Source organism: Shewanella litorisediminis, assembly GCF_016834455.1.
In the GTDB taxonomy this organism is placed as follows: domain Bacteria; phylum Pseudomonadota; class Gammaproteobacteria; order Enterobacterales; family Shewanellaceae; genus Shewanella; species Shewanella litorisediminis.
In genome coordinates this window covers 3,916,587-3,936,005 of the sequence record NZ_CP069213.1, presented here as the reverse complement: position 1 = coordinate 3,936,005, position 19,419 = coordinate 3,916,587, and the positions used below count along the sequence as shown (strand labels likewise).

Genomic DNA, 19,419 nt, shown 5'->3' with positions numbered 1-19,419 from the left:
GGGTTAAACACATTGGCCTTCTTTAGCCAAATTCAGGCGTCTGCCTCGCCCAGCAGTGGGCGAATTTTGGCCTGAAACACCTCGGGCGTGACAAAGCAGAGTTCGTTATTGCTCATGTCCACGGCGGCCTGAATGGTGTAGCCCTTGGTGAGCCGCTCGCCACTTTCGGCATCACGCACCTGATAATTGATTTTCAGGCGATTTTCCCACTCGACCAGATCGGCGCTGACGCGAATTTTCTGACCAAAGGTGCTGCTGCGGACATATTTTATCTGCACATCCACTATCGGCCAGGCAAAGCCTGATGCCTGCATCTGGCGGTAGTTGTAGTCGAGTTTGTCCAGGAGCTCACAGCGGACAATCTCGAAGTAACGCAAATAGTTACCGTGCCAGGTGATCTGCATCGGGTCCACATCGTGGAAGGGGATGATGATTTCCGTCTCGGCGCTGAGCAGAGATTTCATCGACACACCTCCCACTCACCGGCCTGAATGCGTGCCAGCGTCTGGCGCAGGGTGGCTTCGAGTGGCCTGTCTTCGGTCACCAGCGGGCAAGCCTCGCTCACCTGGGCCAGAGTCTTGGCCACAGAAGCGGTAAGTGACGACTCACACAGCTCGCCCTGACGGATGCGCAGGCGCATGCCTTGGGCCATGGCGAGCAGCGCGGCAGCGGCCACCTGCTCGGTCAGCTCCAGCACCCGCAAACAGTCGCGGGCGGCAATGGTACCCATGCTCACCTTGTCCTGGTTGTGGCACTCGGTGGAGCGGGAGAACACGCTGGCGGGCATGGTGAGCTTGAGCGCCTCGGCGGTCCAGGCCGATACGCCAATCTGCACCGCCTTGAAGCCGTGGTTGATGGGGCGGCGGGCGCCTTCTGCGCCGGAGAGATTCGCTGGCAACCCATTGTTAAATTTGGGATCCATCACCAGCGCCATCTGGCGATCAATCAGATCGCTGATGTTGGCCACCAGATTCTTGAGGCTGTCCATGGCAAAGGCGATATGGCCGCCGTAGAAGTGGCCGCCATGGAGAATATGCTCGCCCTCGCCGTCAACAATCGGGTTGTCGTTGGCACTGTTGAGTTCGTTCTCAATAAACTGGCGCAGCATCGGCTGGGCATCGGCCAGCACGCCTATGATGTGGGGCGCGCAGCGGATGGAATATCTGTCCTGCAGGCGGTCGGAGTTGCGTGGATGCTCGTGGTGGTTGAGGTCGTCACGGATCCAGGTGGCTACCCGATTCTGGCCCGGATGGGGCTTGGCGGCAAACAGGATATCGTCGAAATGGTTGGAGTTGCCCCTGAGGGTCAAGGATGCCATGGCAGTGATGCGTGACGACAGACGGGTCAGGTAGTCGGCTCTGTCATATGCAAGACAAGCCAGCGCCGTCATCACCGCAGTACCGTTCATCAGTGCCAGGCCCTCTTTCGGGCGCAGCTTCAGTGGGGTGATATTCAGCGTCTGGAACACCTCGCTGCTGGGCACACGCTCGCCGCGGTAAAACACGTCACGCTCACCAATCAGCACACCGGCAAGGTAAGACAGCGGGGTCAAATCGCCGCTGGCGCCCACCGAGCCTTCTTCGGGAATAACCGGGCAGATATCTTCGTTTATCAGGGTCTCGATGCGCTCCAAAAGCTCAAAGCTGACGCCGGACTTGCCGATGGCAAGTGAATTCAGACGACAGGCCATCACGGCGCGGGACTGCATTGGGGTCAGCTCGCGGCCCATACCGCAGCCGTGGAAGCGTGACAGGTGCAGCGGCAGTTCGTGCACCAGATCCAGCCCCACCGTGACTGTGCAGGAGTCGCCATAACCTGTGGTTACGCCGTAGACCACGCCTTCCTCGGCCAGAAGACTGTCGATAAAGCGGGCGCCGCGCTGGATGTAATCCACGTATTCCTGGTCGCGTCTGAGCGCCACCCTGGCGCCTTTGGCGATGGCAACGACCTGCTCTATGGTCAGGGCGCCGTAGCCAAACTTAACAGTCTCTTTCATTTTAGTTGATTGGTTAGTCATGTTACCGTTCCTGTGGCGTTTGCCCGGGCCTCTGCCTCATTGGCCGCGGCGCCAAAAATCGAAAAAGTTGAACCACTGCAGCGGCTCTTTGCGGGCATAGTGCTCAAGCCTTTCGGCGTAGCGCACCACCGCGTGTTGAATGCGTTCAGTTCTGCCTGCTCTGGGGCCCTTGAGCGTGTCGGCAAAGGGCTCCACATGCACCCGATAGCGGCCCTGCTCACGCAGACAAAACATCAGAAATACCGGGCAATCCAGCAGGCTCGCCAGAATAAAGGGCCCCTGTGGGAAGGGGGCGGTTTCACCGAGGAAAGGCACTTCCACCACTCTTCCGGCATTGCCGCTGGCGGTTCTATCCCCGGCAATCACCACCAGTTCACCGGCGGCAACTTTGTCTGCCAGCATGATGGAGGTGGAAGGATCCAGCTCATTGATATGAATGAGATTTAAATCGCTGTCCGGGTTTAGCTGCTTCAGCACCCGGTTGAAGTTTTCGGCGTTGGCGGTCATCACCATCACGTTTACCTTCACCTTGCGCTGGTGAATGGAGATGGCCCGGCAAAGCTCGAGATTGCCAAGGTGCGATACCAAAAGCACACCGCCCTGACCACGCTCCAGCATGTCCGAGAGCAGCGCCCGTTCGGGGAAATCGACTTCGCTCAGTTTAATCCGGTCGCACCAGGCATCGATTCTATCCAGCGCTGCATTACCAAAGGTGAGGAAGTGCCTGAGGCTGTGGCGCCAGCTGACCCGTGGCTGAAGCTGGGGATGATTTGGCTCCAGTGCCTGTACCCGCTCAAGAAATGCCATCGACGCCTTGCGGGCAGCGCCGCCGGTCAAAAAGAAATAGGCAATGACCGGGTACATGATGGCGCGGCACAGCCAGTGGCCGCCGAATCGGTAGCTCTCGGCGAGCAGCTTAATGCCCCAATAGCTGCCGCGCTCACTGATGGATGACCAGTGGGTTTGCTTTCTGCCCCGGCCAAGCAGACTTGGCAGGCGTTTGAGCATGCCGAAAAAGAGTCTGGTGTGCAGGGCGCTGATGCGCACATTGTCGGCAACCCCCTGAAAATGACTGACGCCGTCCTCGGGATAAATTACCGCCGTGGGCACGTGTACCACATCGACGCCGCGCCAGTAGAGTTTCACCAGCACCTCGATATCAAAGTCCATGCGCTCGCCAAGCTGCTCGCTTAAAAACAGCGCCTCGGTGGCGGCCAGCGGATAGACACGAAAGCCGCACATGCTGTCCTGAATAGCGAAGCTTAAGGTCTCGACCCACACCCAGAAATGGGTGATGTAGCGGCCATAGAGCCGTCCCTTGGGTACTGAGTCATCATACAGGGGCTTACCGGAGATCACCGCCTTGGGATGCTTGGCGGCGGCGGTGAGAAGCCTCGGAATATCCTCCAGACTGTGTTGCCCGTCGGCATCCACCTGCAGGGCGTGGGTAAAGCCCGCTTTGAAGGCTGCTCGCAGGCCCGTCATTACGGCAGCCCCTTTGCCCCGGTTGAAGGGGTGGTGCAGCAGGTTCACCCAGGGGTATTTGGCATCGAGGGCCATCAGCAGGTGGCAGGTGGCCTCGTTGCTGCCGTCGTTGACCAGATACACCGGCAGCCCCAAAGGCTCCAGCGTTTCCAGGGTGCGTTCGATGGCATGGGTGTGGTTGTAATTGGGGATGACTATGGCAACACGCATCAGCTATCCCCGTGCGCGGCAATCACTATCCGGCCCGAGCCGAAGCGGCGCTCGCCTTCACTGTAGGCGAAGGTCAGCTTGCCCTTGGCAGCGTTGTTGCTTATCAGCAAATCCACCTCGGTGCCGGGCAGCATCAGTTGCTGAAACTTAAGCACTTCCAGGCTTGCCACGCTGGCATCATAGCCAAAATGCTCGCAGCCAAAACGTACCGCCCAATCGAGTTGGGTCACCCCCGGCAGTACGCTTTGCCCCGGGAAGTGGCCCTCGAAAAATGGCAGGTCGGCATCGATGGCGAGCCTGAGTTTCAGTTCCGTATCTGTCTCTTCGCGCGCCAAAACTTGTGGCAGCAATGACTTAATCATGGGTGAACAGCTCAATCAAAGTTTGGTGAACGCGCTTGCCCTGCTGATTCAGCGGCAGCTCATCCGGGTAACGCCAGCGCCTTGGCAGGGTGACCCGTTCAAATTCGGTTAACAGATGCGCCTTCAATTGGTTGTTGAGGGCGAGTTTGCCCTCCTCGGCGAGCAGAGCCTTGCCCTTGTCTGACAGCTCTACCACGGCGCCAAGCTGGGTGCGGGGCTCTGTGAGCAGGACCAGGGCGGCGCGACTGACCAGCGGATGACTCTCCAGCAGGGTTTCCATCTGCACCAGCGACAGGCGCTTTTCTTCAATTTTTACAATCCTGTCCAACCGGCCTTGCAGCACAAAACGGCCATTGTCATCGATGGCGATTTTATCTTCCAGGCGCAGTACTTCGGCGGGATTGTCGAGATAAGGCGAGCGCAGCAGCAGGGCGCCATCCTCGGCGCTGGCAATTTCGATGCCGGGGAAGGCCTGCCAGGCCTCTGTAGAGGAGGCTTGTCTGCGCCAGCCAATGCCGCCGGTCTCAGTGCTGCCATAGACCTCGATGGGTAGGCTGCCATAGACCTTCTGGATGCCATGGGCGGCATCTTCACTCAAGGGGCCGCCAGAGGAAAATACCAGACTGGGGGAGTGCAGCTGGCGCTCGTTTTCCAGCGCATCCGGCAGGCGACTGAGCTGCGCCGGACTGCTGATAAGGCACAGGTTGGGCAGCAGCGCCGTGTAGTAACTCAGGGTCTCGGGGTATTCCACCAAATCGCTTAAAAACGGGCGTCCGGCCGCCAGTGGCCAGAGAATTTTAAACAGCAGACCATAGATATGCTGGTGGGATACGGTAGCGATAACACTGCAATGGGGCAGGGCGGCGGCAAAGGTGGCTTCGAGGGTGCTGACCTCGATGTCGAGCTGTTCGAGGGTCTTTTTCACCGCCTTGGGCTCGCCGCTGGAGCCCGAAGTGTAAAGGATCAGGCTGCCGCTGGGCTTGGCATCGGGCCAGGGGGCCGGCGTTTGGGCGGTTTCTTTTTTCAGGGCAACCCAGGCGTGGCCTTCACACAGGGGCACATCCGAGAGTACGGCATCGAAATTCTGGGTGAGCTGACTTAAGGTGCCGCTTTGGGTGTTGGGTGGCAGCACCAGCTCCTTGCCCGCCAGCAACCCGGCGCAAAGACCAATGGCGAATAAGTCGGAACTCTCGCAGGAGAGCAGCCAGCGCTGTTCTCTCTTCTGGCTGAGGGTCTGCCACAGATGATGCACCTGGGTGGTAAACAGTGCCCCGGTGAGAATATCGTGGTGATTGAAGCTTATCAGCTGCTGGGCCGCCGGGCCTCGGGTCAGGGCGTTGTAGAGCAGAGATGTCATCGCGATGCTATCCACATGTCAGGCACCTTTTCTCAAAACGAAGGTGCGGTACAACCACTCCCCGCCAGCCAGTATGCCCATCAGAATGTAGGCAATCAGGCCGTTGTACAGGGTCCAGATTTCCAGGCTGGTAAAGTGGGCGGTATAAAAGGCCATGCCGCCGTTTACCACAAAGAGCAGGCACCAAAGCGCCGTGACTCTGCGAAGATAAGGTACGGCTTCGTCGGGCAGGTCCGGCTCGCCGAGACGCGCCAGACGCTCCACCATGCTGGGGCCGCGCACCAGTGACTGGCCGAATACCCCGAGCATGGTCAGGTTAATGACTATCGGGTAGTAGAGTAACCAGTCCTGACGCTTGGCCAGCAGGCTGCCGGCGGTAAGCAGTACCCCTGCCAGCAGCGGCAGTGCCATGGCTTTCAATTGCTGGCGTTTTAATACCAACCGCAGCAGTAGCAGCAGGCACAGCAGGCCAGCCAGTACCCCCGGCGGCAGATAGTTCAGCCCAAGCCATACGGTGAGCGGGTATAAGAGCAGCAGCGCCGCCGTCAATACCTCGATAACGCGCATCAGCTCTGAACCAGAGCCTCGATGGCGTTAACCACATCTTCCACAGTACGTACCGATTTGAATTCGTCTGGCTTAATTTTTTTGCCGGTGAGCTGCTGCAGCTTAATTACCAGATCCACAGCGTCGATGCTGTCCAGATCCAGGTCCTGATACAGATTGGCTTCCAGGCTGATGGCATCGGCGTCGATTTCAAAGTCGTCCACCAGAATGGTGGTCAGCTTCGCCAGAATTTGCTCGCGATTGTCCATTGCTTTACTCCTGGCCACGCTGAGATTCAATAAAGCTGGCGAGGGTTGCCACGCTGTAGAAGTGAGCCTTGGTCGCGTCGGAGTTGGCTTCAATCTTCACATCGAACTGCTTTTTGATGGCCAGACCCAGCTCGAGGGCATCGATGGAGTCCAGTCCCAGGCCGTCGCCAAACAGGGGCGCATCGGTTTCTATGTCAGCAATGGTCACGTCTTCCAGATCGAGGCAGTCGATGATCAGCTGTTTGATTTGTTCATGTAATGTCATAATTCTATTTCAAGTCTTTGTTTATAGTAGTTTTCCATTTCCCTGGTCAGTACTCTTGCCATCCTGGCGTCTCCTCCTTCCTCGGCCTTGTAGTCCATGGCGGATATGGGTGTTCCTACCTCTACCGTCATGCCAATGGTGCGCCGGGGAATTTCCCACCAGGGGTCCTGTTTGGTCAGGCCAGGGGGCTTGGTGTGCAGCAATACAGGAAGTATATCGCTGCCGGTACGCAGGGCGATATTGGCCGCGCCGCGCGCAAAGGGGTTAATCTGCTCGCCAAGCACGGTACGGGTGCCTTCGGGAAAGATAATCAGATTGGTACCACGGCTGAGCACATTGCGGCAATCATCCAGCAGCAACTCGGCGCCGCGGTTGGGGATATAACCCGCCGCCGATACCACGCCGCGCGTAAAAGGGTTGCGCCAAAGGCCCTGTTTAACAATACAACCTGCGTTGGGCATCAGGCTTATCAACACGACCACATCAATCAGGGTAGGGTGGTTGGCAATCACCAACATGGCTTCAGCATTGGCGAGCCGCTCCACCTGTTTGGTATCCAGTTTTATCACACCCGCCGCCGACAACATGTGCACAAAACCGCGAAACATCATGTGCACGGCCTTTTGCACCCGCTTGATGCGTACCTCGGGCGTGCCTGGCCAATATTTCAGCAGTGGCAAAATGGTCAGTGAGCTTAACAGGCCGCCAAGGCCAAAACAGATGTAGCAAAGCATGCCCCCCAGCCAGCGCGGCACGTAGGCAAGTCCCGTCAGCCGGCGCTGACAGGGCGAGCGGCGCGCAAGCTTTTGGGTGTGCTCAGTCATGGTGCAGGTTCCAGTCGAAACCAGACAGATGGCCCTGGCAGTTCTTGCCTCTGGCAAGGCTAGCCAGCAGCAGGCCATAACTCATGGGGTCGAGTTTGTTGTCCTTGGACAACGTCAGGCGAGGTTTTCCGGTCGCCTCGGGTGCCAGCACCATACCTAAAGCCAGCGGCAGTTCGAATTCTTCGGTGTAGTCGTTGTAGACCGGCGGTACAGGATCGTCGCCAAACACCAGCAGCAGCGGGGTTGGGTCTTCGCAAAGCTGGGCATAGGCTTCCACCATGGCCTGAGACAGGCTCCTTGTGCCTGCCGCAATGGAAGTGGACGCGGCGCGATTGTCGCTCAGAATGCCAAACAGGCCACTGGCGGTATTATGCACCGACTGGCTGAAACCCATAGGGGATAAAGGCTCTCGGATGATGACGCTGTGGAGCAGATCTATGGTGCGATTCAGCTCGCCGTGGCGTGAGGCAAACACGCTGCGGCATTGGGGGGCGGGTTCACACTGGAAGGCGACATCGAGCATCATGCGGCTTAGGCGACTGAAGCGACGACGCTGCATTGCCGGCACTTGAGGCAGCGCAGGCGTGACAGTGCTGCTCGGTTCAGAGAGCGTCTTTTGCCAATTGGCCCAGCTATCCCTGTCTTGATAAGCCGGGGACCATCCCCCCCACGCCATCACGCTGAAAGTTAAATGCACTGCATTGCCTCTGACGCTGTTGTCGGGCGCCGTAAGTTATCCATCACTTGAGCCGAATTGGGCAGGTATCGTTATTGCTTGATTTCGCGGACTGCTTATTGTTTAGTCCGTCTATTTTTGGACTGATTATTCTATATCAAAACACCCTGATAACAGAAGCCCCCGGAGACCGCATGGTATCCGGGGGCAAGTTGTTAAATTATGGAGTGTTATTGCAATAATGGCCGCAGTTTCTTCAGCGCGGCTTTCACCTTGCGGCTGTTTTCCGGGCCCATACGGATCATCAGTTTTTGGGCCGGAGGCAGGGCTTCCAGTTCAGGATCGGCAAACTTGTAGTTGACGCTGAAGGTCACAAGTTCAATGGGGGATTCGATGATGGGGGCGGCCAACAACTGATCGATGGCCTTGAGGCTGCGTTCCTTGAAGCTCACGTTATCGTATCCCAGTTCATCGAAGGCCTGTTCCAACATAGGCGTCATCTGGGCATAGGTTTCCAGCAGTTTCTCTTCATTTAAATTGGCAATGTAATTGGCGTACAAATCGTAGCGCTTGTAGCTGTCGGGGTTTAAATAGGTTTTGGCGGTAATTTCACTGACGGTGAATTTAGCTTCCGGGCCCTTGAGGGGGCTTTGTTTGCGCGCCAGTTGCCCTTCGGCCAGATTATCCATAAAAACCACGAAGTGGCGTACCAGATCCTGCTGGGCAATGATGGGCTGTACGGGTAGGTCTCCCGCCAATGCGACCGCTTTTTGGGTGGCAAAGGTATCGCTCTCTGCCAGTTCGGGGATGGGATCTACCACGACATCCGACATTTTTTCTTCGGGAGCGTTGGTTACAACCTGTGGCTCGGATTGTGCCTCAGGGGCCGGTTCGGGCTCAATGTCCGTCACCACCGGCTCGGGCAGAGGCGTGGGCTGGGGGGCTTCTGTTGGTACCTCCACCACAGGAGCGGGCTCAGGCGAGCGGGTGACATACATCCACAATCCTGCGGCAATGGCAATCAGTGCCAGGATAAGCAGGGCCGACAGACGGTTGCTGCGCTGGGATACATCTTCCTGCGGGGTGATTCTGTCTTCTGGATTGACTTGCATCTTGGCTCCTTGTTGCTACTGACCCGGTAAACATCCATTGTCCCAGTTCGCCGGTCGATGTCCATAGCCCAAGGCTGAACAAAAACAATATTTAATGCGAATGGCTAAGCCTGAACATATTGTTCGCGGCCGCCGAGCCAACGCTCGATAATGGCATCCACATTGTCGGGGGCCTGGCTCATAAGATGGCGCGCCAGCTTCTGAATATGGGGAATAAGCGCCTGATCCCGCACCAAATCGGCCACCTTCATCTGGGCAAGACCTGTCTGGCGGGTACCGAGCACTTCACCGGGACCGCGAAGCTCAAGGTCCTTTTGGGCAATCACAAAGCCGTCGTTACTTTCCCGCAGCACCCCAAGACGTGCCTGGGCGGTGAAGCTGAGCGGCGCCTTGTAAAGCAGTACACAGTGGCTGGCCACCGCGCCCCGGCCAACCCGCCCCCGCAGCTGATGCAGTTGCGCAAGCCCCAGCCGTTCGGGGTTTTCGATGATCATCAAGCTGGCGTTGGGTACATCCACACCCACCTCGATAACCGTAGTGGCCACCAGTAAGTCCAGCTTGCCTGCTTTAAAGTCGGCCATGATGGCTTGCTTTTCGGCGCCCTTCATCCGGCCGTGCACCAGGCCGATGCCAAGCTCCGGCAGGGCTTCTTTCAAACCTGCGGCGGTGTCTTCGGCTGCCTGGCATTCGAGCACTTCCGACTCTTCAATCAGGGTGCACACCCAATAGGCCTGACGCTTGTCCTGCAAGGCGGCCTGACGCACCCGCTCAATCACATCCATGCGGCGGGTGTCGGGAATCGCAACCGTGGTGATGGGCGTTCGCCCCGGTGGCAGCTCGTCAATAATCGAGGTATCCAAATCCGCATAGGCTGTCATCGCCAGCGTGCGGGGGATAGGGGTGGCGGTCATGATGAGCTGATGGGGAAAAAAGCCCTGCTGAATGCCTTTTTCACGCAGCCCCAGGCGCTGGTGTACACCAAAGCGATGCTGCTCGTCGATGATGGTGAGCGCGAGGCGGGAAAAGCTCACCTGTTCCTGAAAAATAGCGTGAGTACCCACTATCATCTGGGCAGCGCCGGTGGCGATATCTTCCAGCGTTTGGGCGCGGGCCTTGCCCTTAAGCTTGCCTGCAAGCCAGCCGACTTTAAGCCCCAGCGGCTCGAACCAGCGGGCAAAGTTGGCGGCGTGCTGCTCGGCCAAAAGCTCGGTAGGGGCCATCAGTGCCACCTGACAGCCATTTTCGATGGCCGCCAGCGCCGACAGTGCCGCCACCAGGGTTTTGCCCGATCCCACATCACCCTGCACCAGACGCATCATGGGGGTGGCCCTGGCCATATCGGCATGAATTTCTGCGACTACCCGCGACTGGGCATTGGTTGGTGCAAATGGCAGGCTCTCAAGAAAGCGGGGAATAAGCTGACCCGTGGCGGCGAGCGGCTCGGCGGCATCCTGATTGCTGCGCTCGCGGATTTTCAGCATGCTTAAGTTGTGGGCCAGCAGTTCTTCCTGCACCAGCCGCTGCTGAGCCGGATGCTGGCCTTGCTCCAACTGCCACAGTTCCGCATCGGCCGGTGGCCGGTGCAAAGTGCGCACCGCATCGGCCAGGCTTAAACGGTTGGGCTGCAATGACTCAGGCAGCAGCTCCGGCAGCCCGCCTTCCTCAAGCTGTTCCAGCGCCTGCTCGGTGAGCCGTATCCAGCTGGCTTGCTTCAGGCCCTCGGTGGTGGGATAGATGGGCGTCAGGGTATCGGCGAGGCTCGGTGACTCGCCGGGCGCCGTGAGTTTGTATTCCGGATGGATGATTTCCAGCTGATGCTTGCCGGTACGGATTTCACCAAAGGCGCGGATAGTCATGCCCGGCTGCAGGCCATTCTTCTGCGCCATGGAGAAATTGAAAAAACGTAAGGTCAGACCGCCGCTGGCATCGCGCACGTTGCAGGTAAGCATACGCTTTCGGCCATTGACGATTTGGCTTGAAATCACTTCGGCTTCGATAGTGGCCGTGGTACCGGGGATGAGTTCATTGATGGCATAAAGGCGGGTTCTGTCTTCGTAACGCAGCGGCAGATGAAACAGTAAATCCTGGACGGTATTAACCCCCAGTTTACTGAGTTTTTCTGCGACCCGGGCGGCCACGCCCTTGAGTTCGGTTACGGGAACAAGATCCAGTCTTTGCAATGCCTTGGCACCGGATTACTGTGAATTTATACATATACTAACAGAGAATCTTTTCGGAGCAACTTAGAGCCAAGCCGATGGGTGGCAATACGGGCCGCATCGACCCGATTGGCCGCGCCTAGCTTATAGATTGCTTCCGATAAGCCTCTTTGCGCAGTGCCTTTGGCATTAAACAGGCAGACTGCAATCTTGGCGGTGCTCTTGCCATCCTGAGCAAGCCTTAACGCCCTATGCTCCCCATCGGTGACTGAATTCTGGAGTGCATATTGAGCCTTATTCACCATAACCCCCATCTGCCACCACCATGGGAAGGGCAGGCGTTGAGGGTGAAGAGAGCCGAAAGTGAAGAGACGAGAGTCGAAAATGAAGACAGACAATAAAGAAGGGCCATCAGGCCCTTCTTTATATCGCTAAATCGCGCTGACGCCTATTGGAACAAATCGTCAGCGGTGGTTTCCGGTGCCGTGTTATCGTCTTCGGTGGTGGCTGAGTTGGCATAATCTGTTGGTACTGTACCTGCGGCAAAGTACTCGAAGCCACTGGTGTGGTCGGTACGGCGGCTTAGCTTACCCGAGTTATAGTCGATTCGGGCAGAGACTATGCCTGCCGGCACCGGCATGGCTTTTTCAGGTGTGTCGGCAAGGGCCATAAACATAAATTCGTTCCAGGCTGGGCCTGCGGTTTTCGCGCCCGCTTCTGCCCCTGAAATTTGGTCTTTGGCGCCGTTGGCGTTCCAGGCAGTACGACCAAGCTCGCGGCCATGGTCGTCAAAGCCAACCCAAACTGTGGTGACCAAATCAGGATTAAAGCCACTGAACCAGGTATCGCGTGACTCGTTGGTTGTACCCGTTTTACCTGCAATATCATGACGTTTCAGCAAGCGAGCAGCACGCCACGCGGTACCGTTCCAGCCGGTGCCCTTGCTGAAATCGCCGCCACCCCAAATTACGCTCTTGAGGGCTTCGGTGATAAGGAAAGCATTTTGCTCTGATATCACCCGATTGGCATAGCGGGCAGCAGGATCGCCACATTGGGGTGAAGCTTCCGTTTGTACTGATGCATCCAGCATGGCTGGCGGAGCAGAAGCTTCGGCTGCATTAGTGCCCCCAGCTATTTCGTCCTGTGCAGGTGCTTCGCAAGCCAGCGTTGGCTGAGTTTTTTCGACCAGATTACCGGTCGCAGACTCGACTCTGTCGATGAAGAAGGGTTCAACCAGATAACCCCCATTGGCGAAGGCTGAGAAAGCCCTTACAACCTGCAACGGAGTAACAGAAGGAGAGCCCAATGCCAGCGATTCATTGCGTGGCAAATCGTTCGGATCAAACCCAAAGCGGGTTAACAGCTCAACTGTTGCATCTATACCTGAGTAACGCAGGGCACGAACTGCCATCACGTTAATCGATTGCGCCAGGCCTACCCGCAGGCGGGTGGGGCCTGTGTAGGTGTCAGGCGAATTTTTGGGGCGCCAGGCTGTGCCTTGGCTCAAGTCAGGCTTGTTGATGGGGGCATTATTGATAAGTGTTGCCAGGGTATAGCCTTTTTCCAACGTGGCGGCGTAGATAAACGGCTTAATGTTGGAACCCAGCTGACGTTTGGCCTGTGTGACCCGGTTGAACTGGCTCTGACTGAAGCTGTAACCGCCCACCAGGGCGCGTATAGCACCATTGTGAGGATCGAGCGACACTATGGCGCTGGATACTTCCGGCACCTGGGATAATTGCCAGTCTTCTCCGTTGTGGCGTATCCATATGCGCTCGCCTGCTGTCAGCACATCGGTGGCCGCTTTTGGCGCCGCACCCTGGCGGGTGTCGCTGATAAACTTGCGGGCCCACTGAATACCTTGCCATGGGAGGGTGACGGTTTCGCCGTTGTTTCGCAGCACGGTTGCCTGTTGTTCCTGCACATTGATAACAGCTGCCGGTTCCAACTCCTGCACCGATGCGACTTTCTTCAGGGCACTGACAAGGGTATCTGTTGCGGGGGCTTCGTCTTTCCAGAGCACTTCAGCCGCGCCGCGATAGCCATGGCGTTCATCATAGGCGTAAATGTTGTTACGCAGTGCTTTCTGGGCCTTGAGCTGTAGATCAGAATTTACCGTGGTGTATACGCTATACCCACCGGTGTAGGCTTCTTCTTCACCATATTTTTGAATCATGTAGTCCCGCGCCATTTCAGAGACGTAGGGAACATACAGATCTATTTCAGCACCGTGGTAAGAGGCTGTGTTGGGTTGGGATATGGCGAGTTGGTATTCGCTGTCGTTGATGTAGCCCACTTCGCGCATCCGCATCAACACAATATTACGGCGATTGAGCGCTCGCTCGGGGGAGGAGATAGGGTTCAATGTGGACGGTGCCTTGGGGAGACCTGCAATCACGGCCATTTCGGCGAGTGACAGGTCTTTCAAATCTTTGCCGTAGTAAACCTGAGCTGCCGCGCCTACACCATAAGCACGCTGACCTAAATAGATGCGGTTTACATAGAGCTCAAGGATTTCATCTTTTGTGAGCAATTCCTCAATGTGAAAAGAAATAAAGATTTCTTTTACTTTGCGGATAATAGTCTTGTCTCTGGTAAGAAAGAAGTTACGCGCTACCTGTTGGGTAATGGTACTTGCACCCTGTTTCTTCTCGCCGGTAGCAGCCAACACAAAGGCGGCACGAATAATGCCTATGGGGTCTATCCCCTGATGTTCGTAAAAGCGAGCGTCTTCGGTAGCCAAAAAAGCCTGCAACAAGGGCTTGGGGACGTCTTCAAGTTTCATTGGAATACGGCGCTTTTCGCCGTATTGTGAGATAAGCTTGCCGTCCTGGCTGTATATCTTCAGCGGTGTTTGCAGCTGAACCGTTTTAAGGGTCGTGACATCGGGCAGGTCGGGCAAAACATAAAAATATGCCGCAACAATAGCACCTACTCCGAGTAAGGCTAAACTAAAGAGGGCAATGAGAATACGTTTTAGCCACTTCACCAGATAATTCCAAAATAGTTTACGAAGGCCACAGTATATAAGGGCAAATGGCTAGGGTGAAGTAAAAAGCAGCGTCAAAAAATTGCCATTTGTAAAACCTATAAACATTCTATACAAATAAGTATAACGAGTTGATTTTGTGCTACTCTATCTCTGCAACCTAAAACTAAAGTGACAATGGACTATGCTTTCAAATCTATGGAAGCGTCAGGCTCCGCAGATGGTGGGGATCGACATTGGCTCCCATGAAGTCAAGGCGATTCTGCTGAGCAAGACGGCTGATGGTTATAAAATTGTAAGTCACGCTGCTGTTCCCGTGAAGAAGGGAGCCGTAAACGATCACGATATTCGTGATGCTGCGGCCGTTGTTGACTGTTTGCGTCAGCTCAGGCGCACCCTCCCAAAGAGTTGCAAATTCGCAGCTGTTGCAGTCTCTGGTTCTGCGGTGATGACCAAGGTGATCTACATGGATGCTTCGCTTAATGAGGCAGAGATGGAAGCTCAAATTGAGATCGAAGCCGATAACCTCATCCCTTACTCACTCGATGAAGTCAGCATCGACTTTGAAACCTTGAGCGTTAACAGCATTGACCCAAGCAAAGTAGATGTGCTCCTGAGCGCTTGTCGTACAGAGAATATCGATGCCCGGGTGGATGCACTCGACGAAGTCGATCTTGAGACCAAGGTCGTCGACATCGAGGGATATGCACTGGGCCGTTCAGCAGAGCTGGTTTTTGGGCAACTTCCAGAAGGTGCCAGCCAGAAGGTCGTTGCCATGGTAGATATCGGCGCCAATATGACCACCTTTGCGGTAGTCGATCAGGGTGAAACCACATTTACCCGTGAGCAGGCCTTTGGTGGCGAGCAGTTCACCCAATCTATTTTGTCTTTTTACGGCATGTCCTATGAACAAGCTGAGAAAGCTAAAGTAGAAGGCGATTTGCCCCGTAACTATATGTTCGAGGTGCTATCTCCTTTCCAGACGCAACTTTTGCAGCAGATTAAGAGAACGCTGCAAATCTACTGTACATCCAGCGGCAGAGATAAAGTGGATTACATAGTGCTTTGTGGCGGAACCTCTCGTCTCGAAGGTATGGCGAATTTGCTGACCAATGAGTTGGGTGTACATACCATTATTGCCGACCCTTTCCAGGGAAATTTGCATGCCGACGATTCTGTTAAATCCACCTTGCAACCCAGTATCAGCAAATACATGGTTGCCTGTGGCCTGGCATTAAGGAGCTACGGTCAATGGCGAACATAAATCTGTTGCCCTGGCGTGAAGAGGCCAGGGAAAAGCAAAAGCGTGATTATATTGGCGCGCTGGCACTCGTATTCCTGTTGTCGGCATTTTTGGTGTTTGCCTGTTTACAGGTTATCGACATGATGACTGATGAGCAGAAAGCCCGAAACGAGTTTTTGACAGCCGAGATTCAGTTGCTCGAAAAGCAAATCGCCGAGATTAAGAAAATTACTGAACGCAAGAAAGATATCGAGCGTCGCACAGAAATTATTCTGAATTTGCAACAGGCAAGAAATCTTCCCACTCACGTACTTGATGAACTGGTTCGTGTTGTGCCACCCGGTATCTATCTTTCAAGCATTGAAAAGAAAGGTGCCATGGTGTGGATTGAGGGACGCAGCGAGTCCAATAACAACGTTGCCAATATGATGCGTAAAATGAAAACGTCAGCTTGGCTTGACGATCCCGTGATGCAAAGCATTGTGTCTCAGAATGACGAGCTCAGAAAACTGCAGCGCTTCAGTCTCAAGGTAACAGTTGTTGATAAAGCCGCCCAAGAGCTGGAAAAAGCGGCCGCCAGTAAAAAAGGAGCGGCGAAATGAAGCTGGATCTGAGCGAATTCAACGACATTGATTTTGAGAACATTGGTGGCTGGCCAGCGCAGGTAAAGGTCGTGTTTGCCGTTCTCCTGGCTGTTATTGTGGGTGTTGCCAGCTATTTTCTGTTTATTTCCGATGCGATTGACGGCTTGAAGAGAGAGCAGGAAAAAGAAGTGCAATTGAGGCAGGACTTTCAGAAAAAGTATCAACTAGCCGCCAACCTTAAGCTTTACCGTGAGCAGTTGAAAGAGATGGAAGCCCAGTTTGCCGAGCTGCTTAAAATGCTGCCGTCAGAAAATGAAATGGATGGATTGCTGGATGACCTGACCTTTGTGGCCACGGACTCGGGACTTAATATTGAGAGCCTCGATTGGGAAGGTGCTGTACAACGTGACTTTTACATTGAATTCCCCATCAAAATGGTTGTGAGCGGTGACTACCACCAGATGGGCAGCATGGTCAGTGGGGTGGCTAAATTGCCCCGTATCGTCAGCTTGCATGACTTTGTGATTAAACATCAGGATGGTGACATTCTGACCATGGATATTCTGGCCAAAACGTACCGCTTTAAAGAAGGAGCGGAACTTCCACCAGAGAAAGGCTCAAAGCCGGCTAAAGGAGGCAAGAAATGAAACGAGTCTTGCCGCTAGCCACTATCTTACTGTTTTTGACTGGTTGTATTGGCGATCGCAGCGATTTGGAACTATTTGTTACTACAACGAAAGCTCAGCATGTTGCCAAGATTCCACCGCTAAAAGAGCCTCCTGTGTTTGAGCATTTTGCTTATCAGGCTGAATTGCTGCGCAGTCCCTTCGTTCCCCCGTCAAGGGAGTTGACCGAAGAAGCTGTGGATGTTTCCAAGGATTGTACCCAGCCAGATCTCAAGCGTCGTAAAGGAAGACTTGAAACCTACGCGCTGGATAACCTGAAGATGCGGGGCACCTTGACCCAGGACAAGCGTATTTGGGCCTTGGTGCAAACCAATGATGGCAATGTATTCCGCTTGGGTGTGGGAGACTATCTGGGGCTTTACCATGGCCGTATTAGTAAAGTCACGCCACAAAATGTTGAAGTAATAGAATTAATTCCGGACGGTTCCGGTTGCTGGGCAGAGCGTTCCAGCACCCTGGAATTGGCTGGAGAATAACCTGCGAAGGATGAGGGAATGATGGAATCTTCTGCCGCGTTCACAACACGCATCAACAAGCCGGGGTTGGCAAAAACCTTGGTGGGAATTGCGTTGTTTTTCGGTGTAACCACAGCAGCCGTGGCGGCCAATCGGCTGGTCGACGTTAAGTATCACTCGGTGATAGACAGCCAATTGGAACTCGAGTTGGTGTTTGAAAACCCCATTGCTGAGCCTGAAATCAATCTCAATGCTACTCCGGCTCAAATACTGCTTTCATTTGATGACAGTATTTCTGGATTAGCGACAAACGCCATGCCGGTGAACCGCGGCGGCGTGACTGAGGTGAATGCCCAGCAACAGGACTCGGATTTGGTTGTTGGCATTAATCTGTCCAAAGTGCTGCCTTATCAAGGCGCAGTGGTTGGTAACAGCTATCGCTTAACGGTAAACGATGCGGTAGTCACTGCCGCCACAGACACCAATTCGTCCTCAGGCGCTTATGTCAACGGCGTGAAAAATATCGATTTTCGTCGTAATGGCAAAGGTGGGGGGGAGCTGGTTGTTCAGCTGAATAACACCAAGGTCGCTGCGAATGTAGAACAGATTGGTGCCAAGTTAGAGGTTAAGTTTTATAACACTGATATTCCAAAAGACATGTTGTATGTCATGGATGTTCAGGACTTTGCTACTCCCGTAAAGAGCTTTGAGACCTTTAAGGAAGACTTGGTTACACGTATTCAGGTCGATATCGGCGGTGAGTACGAGTACAACTACGTTCAGGAAGCCAACCAGTTTAAACTGTCAATGAACAAGGTGGCTCGTCAGGCGTCGGTTAAGCAGGAGAAGAAATATAACGGCAAGACTTTGTCGCTGAATTTCCAAAACATTTCTGTTCGTACTGTGTTGCAGTTAATTGCCGACTACAACAACTTCAACCTGGTAACCAGTGATTCGGTTCAGGGTGATATTACGCTGGTGCTGGATGATGTGCCTTGGGATCAGGCTCTCGACTTGATCCTGAAAACCAAAGGACTGGATAAGCGTATCGAAGGCAATATCCTGATGGTTGCACCTGCCGAAGAGCTTGCCGTCCGCGAGAGCATGGAACTGCGTAATCAGCAGGAAGTGCAGGAGCTGGCACCACTCTATTCCGAGTACATGCAAATCAATTATGCCAAGGCCACTGATATTGCAGAGCTGCTGAAGAGCGAAGGTTCAAGTCTGCTGAGCGATAGAGGCAGTGTCGCGGTAGATGAGCGTACCAACACCTTGCTGGTTAAAGATACTGCAGAGACTCTGGCCAACGTGCAGCGCATGATAGAAGTGCTTGATATTCCCATTCGTCAGGTACTGATAGAATCCCGCATGGTGACCGTGAAGGATAACGTCGCCGAAGACCTGGGTATTCGCTGGGGAATCACCGATCAGCAGGGTAGTAAGGGAACCTCGGGTTCGCTCGAAGGTGCTGAAAGTATTGCCGGTGGCGTCATTCCTGCTATCAGTGACCGTTTGAATGTTAACCTCCCGGCGCCAACCAATGCAGCCAGCATTGCTTTCCATGTTGCCAAGCTTGCCGATGGCACAGTATTGGATATGGAATTGAGCGCGTTGGAGCAGGAAAACAAGGGTGAAATTATTGCGAGCCCTCGTATCACTACTTCCAACCAGAAAGCGGCATATATTGAGCAGGGTGTTGAAATACCCTATGTTCAGGCGGCCTCAAGCGGTGCCACCACAGTTACCTTTAAAAAAGCGGTGCTGTCTTTGCGGGTAACCCCCCAAATCACGCCCGATAACCGTGTGATCTTGGATCTGGAAATCACCCAGGACAGTCAGGGCGAAACTGTGGATACACCTACAGGTCGTGCTGTAGCTATCGATACTCAGCGTATTGGCACTCAGGTACTGGTAGATAATGGTGAGACCATAGTACTGGGTGGCATCTATCAACAGAATCTTATCAGCCGTGTCAGCAAGGTGCCTGTGTTGGGTGATATACCCTTGGTTGGATTCCTGTTCCGCAATACGTCAGATAAAAATGAGCGTCAGGAACTGCTTATCTTCGTTACCCCCAAAATTGTGACGGAAAAAATCTGATCTTAAGAACACTAAAAGGGCCGGGTTAACCGGCCCTTTTGTTTTCCACTCTCGCAGCTTTTCTTGGTTTTACTCTTCTA

General features: G+C 54.6%; 18 protein-coding genes and 1 pseudogene. 5 read left to right on the top strand and 14 right to left on the bottom strand.

Translation table 11 applies throughout. The features are described from left to right. Positions 1-32: 32 nt before the first annotated feature. From JQC75_RS17410 to JQC75_RS17345, 14 genes and pseudogenes are all read right to left on the bottom strand, one after another. Positions 33-464, bottom strand: a complete 432-nt coding sequence (locus tag JQC75_RS17410) for an acyl-CoA thioesterase (protein WP_203325270.1) — start codon at positions 462-464, stop codon at positions 33-35. After that, the gene (locus tag JQC75_RS17405; protein ID WP_203325269.1) at positions 461-2,017 is read right to left on the bottom strand and encodes an HAL/PAL/TAL family ammonia-lyase; all 1,557 of its coding nucleotides are present in this window, start codon (positions 2,015-2,017) and stop codon (positions 461-463) included. Before JQC75_RS17405 ends, JQC75_RS17410 begins: the two co-directional genes overlap by 4 nt. Positions 2,018-2,053: 36 nt before the next feature. Beyond that, positions 2,054-3,712, bottom strand: a complete 1,659-nt coding sequence (locus JQC75_RS17400; protein WP_203325268.1) for a glycosyltransferase family 2 protein — start codon at positions 3,710-3,712, stop codon at positions 2,054-2,056. After that, entirely contained in the window at positions 3,712-4,074 is a 363-nt protein-coding gene (locus JQC75_RS17395) for an ApeI family dehydratase (protein WP_203325267.1), read from the bottom strand. The genes JQC75_RS17400 and JQC75_RS17395 overlap by 1 nt, the downstream gene beginning before the upstream one ends. Continuing rightward, complete coding sequence (locus tag JQC75_RS17390; RefSeq protein ID WP_203325266.1) at positions 4,067-5,431, bottom strand: AMP-binding protein; 1,365 nt, start codon at positions 5,429-5,431, stop codon at positions 4,067-4,069. Before JQC75_RS17390 ends, JQC75_RS17395 begins: the two co-directional genes overlap by 8 nt. Before the next feature lie 18 nt (positions 5,432-5,449). After that, positions 5,450-5,998, bottom strand: a complete 549-nt coding sequence (locus tag JQC75_RS17385) for a COG4648 family protein (RefSeq protein WP_203325265.1) — start codon at positions 5,996-5,998, stop codon at positions 5,450-5,452. Next, the gene (locus tag JQC75_RS17380) at positions 5,998-6,246 is read right to left on the bottom strand and encodes an acyl carrier protein (RefSeq protein WP_203325264.1); all 249 of its coding nucleotides are present in this window, start codon (positions 6,244-6,246) and stop codon (positions 5,998-6,000) included. Before JQC75_RS17380 ends, JQC75_RS17385 begins: the two co-directional genes overlap by 1 nt. 4 nt (positions 6,247-6,250) lie before the next feature. Continuing rightward, positions 6,251-6,511, bottom strand: a complete 261-nt coding sequence (locus JQC75_RS17375) for a phosphopantetheine-binding protein (RefSeq protein ID WP_203325263.1) — start codon at positions 6,509-6,511, stop codon at positions 6,251-6,253. After that, a complete protein-coding gene (locus tag JQC75_RS17370) occupies positions 6,508-7,335 on the bottom strand; it encodes a lysophospholipid acyltransferase family protein (protein WP_203325262.1) in 828 nt (275 codons plus the stop codon). Before JQC75_RS17370 ends, JQC75_RS17375 begins: the two co-directional genes overlap by 4 nt. Then, entirely contained in the window at positions 7,328-8,032 is a 705-nt protein-coding gene (locus JQC75_RS17365; RefSeq protein ID WP_203325261.1) for a beta-ketoacyl synthase chain length factor, read from the bottom strand. The genes JQC75_RS17370 and JQC75_RS17365 overlap by 8 nt, the downstream gene beginning before the upstream one ends. A gap of 209 nt (positions 8,033-8,241) precedes the next feature. Continuing rightward, entirely contained in the window at positions 8,242-9,123 is an 882-nt protein-coding gene (locus tag JQC75_RS17360; RefSeq protein WP_203325260.1) for a DUF3014 domain-containing protein, read from the bottom strand. Between the two features lie 104 nt (positions 9,124-9,227). After that, positions 9,228-11,303 (bottom strand): ATP-dependent DNA helicase RecG, encoded by a 2,076-nt coding sequence (gene recG, locus JQC75_RS17355; protein WP_203325259.1) that lies wholly within the window; start codon positions 11,301-11,303, stop codon positions 9,228-9,230. A gap of 26 nt (positions 11,304-11,329) precedes the next feature. Further along, a pseudogene (locus tag JQC75_RS17350) lies at positions 11,330-11,551 on the bottom strand (hypothetical protein); the annotation flags it as partial. Positions 11,552-11,730: 179 nt separating this feature from the next. After that, on the bottom strand, positions 11,731-14,271 hold the full coding sequence (locus tag JQC75_RS17345; protein WP_203325257.1) for a penicillin-binding protein 1A: 2,541 nt from the start codon (positions 14,269-14,271) through the stop codon (positions 11,731-11,733). Between the two features lie 184 nt (positions 14,272-14,455). Here JQC75_RS17345 and JQC75_RS17340 point away from each other — a divergent pair, with 184 nt between their 5' ends. Genes JQC75_RS17340 through JQC75_RS17320 form a run of 5 tightly spaced genes read left to right on the top strand, consistent with a single transcriptional unit; the run spans position 14,456 to position 19,339 of the window. Beyond that, positions 14,456-15,535: a pilus assembly protein PilM gene (locus tag JQC75_RS17340; RefSeq protein ID WP_203325256.1), complete on the top strand. Its 1,080-nt coding sequence runs from the start codon at positions 14,456-14,458 to the stop codon at positions 15,533-15,535. Then, complete coding sequence (locus tag JQC75_RS17335) at positions 15,523-16,116, top strand: PilN domain-containing protein (RefSeq protein ID WP_203325255.1); 594 nt, start codon at positions 15,523-15,525, stop codon at positions 16,114-16,116. The genes JQC75_RS17340 and JQC75_RS17335 overlap by 13 nt, the downstream gene beginning before the upstream one ends. After that, positions 16,113-16,745, top strand: a complete 633-nt coding sequence (locus tag JQC75_RS17330; RefSeq protein ID WP_203325254.1) for a type IV pilus inner membrane component PilO — start codon at positions 16,113-16,115, stop codon at positions 16,743-16,745. The genes JQC75_RS17335 and JQC75_RS17330 overlap by 4 nt, the downstream gene beginning before the upstream one ends. After that, the gene (locus JQC75_RS17325) at positions 16,742-17,260 is read left to right on the top strand and encodes a pilus assembly protein PilP (RefSeq protein ID WP_203325253.1); all 519 of its coding nucleotides are present in this window, start codon (positions 16,742-16,744) and stop codon (positions 17,258-17,260) included. Before JQC75_RS17330 ends, JQC75_RS17325 begins: the two co-directional genes overlap by 4 nt. Before the next feature lie 21 nt (positions 17,261-17,281). Further along, positions 17,282-19,339: a type IV pilus secretin PilQ gene (locus JQC75_RS17320; protein ID WP_203327264.1), complete on the top strand. Its 2,058-nt coding sequence runs from the start codon at positions 17,282-17,284 to the stop codon at positions 19,337-19,339. Positions 19,340-19,419: the final 80 nt, after the last annotated feature.

Coding starts and splice junctions, on each gene's coding strand:
- JQC75_RS17410 (WP_203325270.1), bottom strand. CDS start 464: ATGAAATCTCTGCTCAGCGCCGAGACGGAAATCATCATCCCCTTCCAC.
- JQC75_RS17405 (WP_203325269.1), bottom strand. CDS start 2,017: ATGACTAACCAATCAACTAAAATGAAAGAGACTGTTAAGTTTGGCTAC.
- JQC75_RS17400 (WP_203325268.1), bottom strand. CDS start 3,712: ATGCGTGTTGCCATAGTCATCCCCAATTACAACCACACCCATGCCATC.
- JQC75_RS17395 (WP_203325267.1), bottom strand. CDS start 4,074: ATGATTAAGTCATTGCTGCCACAAGTTTTGGCGCGCGAAGAGACAGAT.
- JQC75_RS17390 (WP_203325266.1), bottom strand. CDS start 5,431: ATGACATCTCTGCTCTACAACGCCCTGACCCGAGGCCCGGCGGCCCAG.
- JQC75_RS17385 (WP_203325265.1), bottom strand. CDS start 5,998: ATGCGCGTTATCGAGGTATTGACGGCGGCGCTGCTGCTCTTATACCCG.
- JQC75_RS17380 (WP_203325264.1), bottom strand. CDS start 6,246: ATGGACAATCGCGAGCAAATTCTGGCGAAGCTGACCACCATTCTGGTG.
- JQC75_RS17375 (WP_203325263.1), bottom strand. CDS start 6,511: ATGACATTACATGAACAAATCAAACAGCTGATCATCGACTGCCTCGAT.
- JQC75_RS17370 (WP_203325262.1), bottom strand. CDS start 7,335: ATGACTGAGCACACCCAAAAGCTTGCGCGCCGCTCGCCCTGTCAGCGC.
- JQC75_RS17360 (WP_203325260.1), bottom strand. CDS start 9,123: ATGCAAGTCAATCCAGAAGACAGAATCACCCCGCAGGAAGATGTATCC.
- JQC75_RS17340 (WP_203325256.1), top strand. CDS start 14,456: ATGCTTTCAAATCTATGGAAGCGTCAGGCTCCGCAGATGGTGGGGATC.
- JQC75_RS17335 (WP_203325255.1), top strand. CDS start 15,523: ATGGCGAACATAAATCTGTTGCCCTGGCGTGAAGAGGCCAGGGAAAAG.
- JQC75_RS17330 (WP_203325254.1), top strand. CDS start 16,113: ATGAAGCTGGATCTGAGCGAATTCAACGACATTGATTTTGAGAACATT.
- JQC75_RS17325 (WP_203325253.1), top strand. CDS start 16,742: ATGAAACGAGTCTTGCCGCTAGCCACTATCTTACTGTTTTTGACTGGT.
- JQC75_RS17320 (WP_203327264.1), top strand. CDS start 17,282: ATGGAATCTTCTGCCGCGTTCACAACACGCATCAACAAGCCGGGGTTG.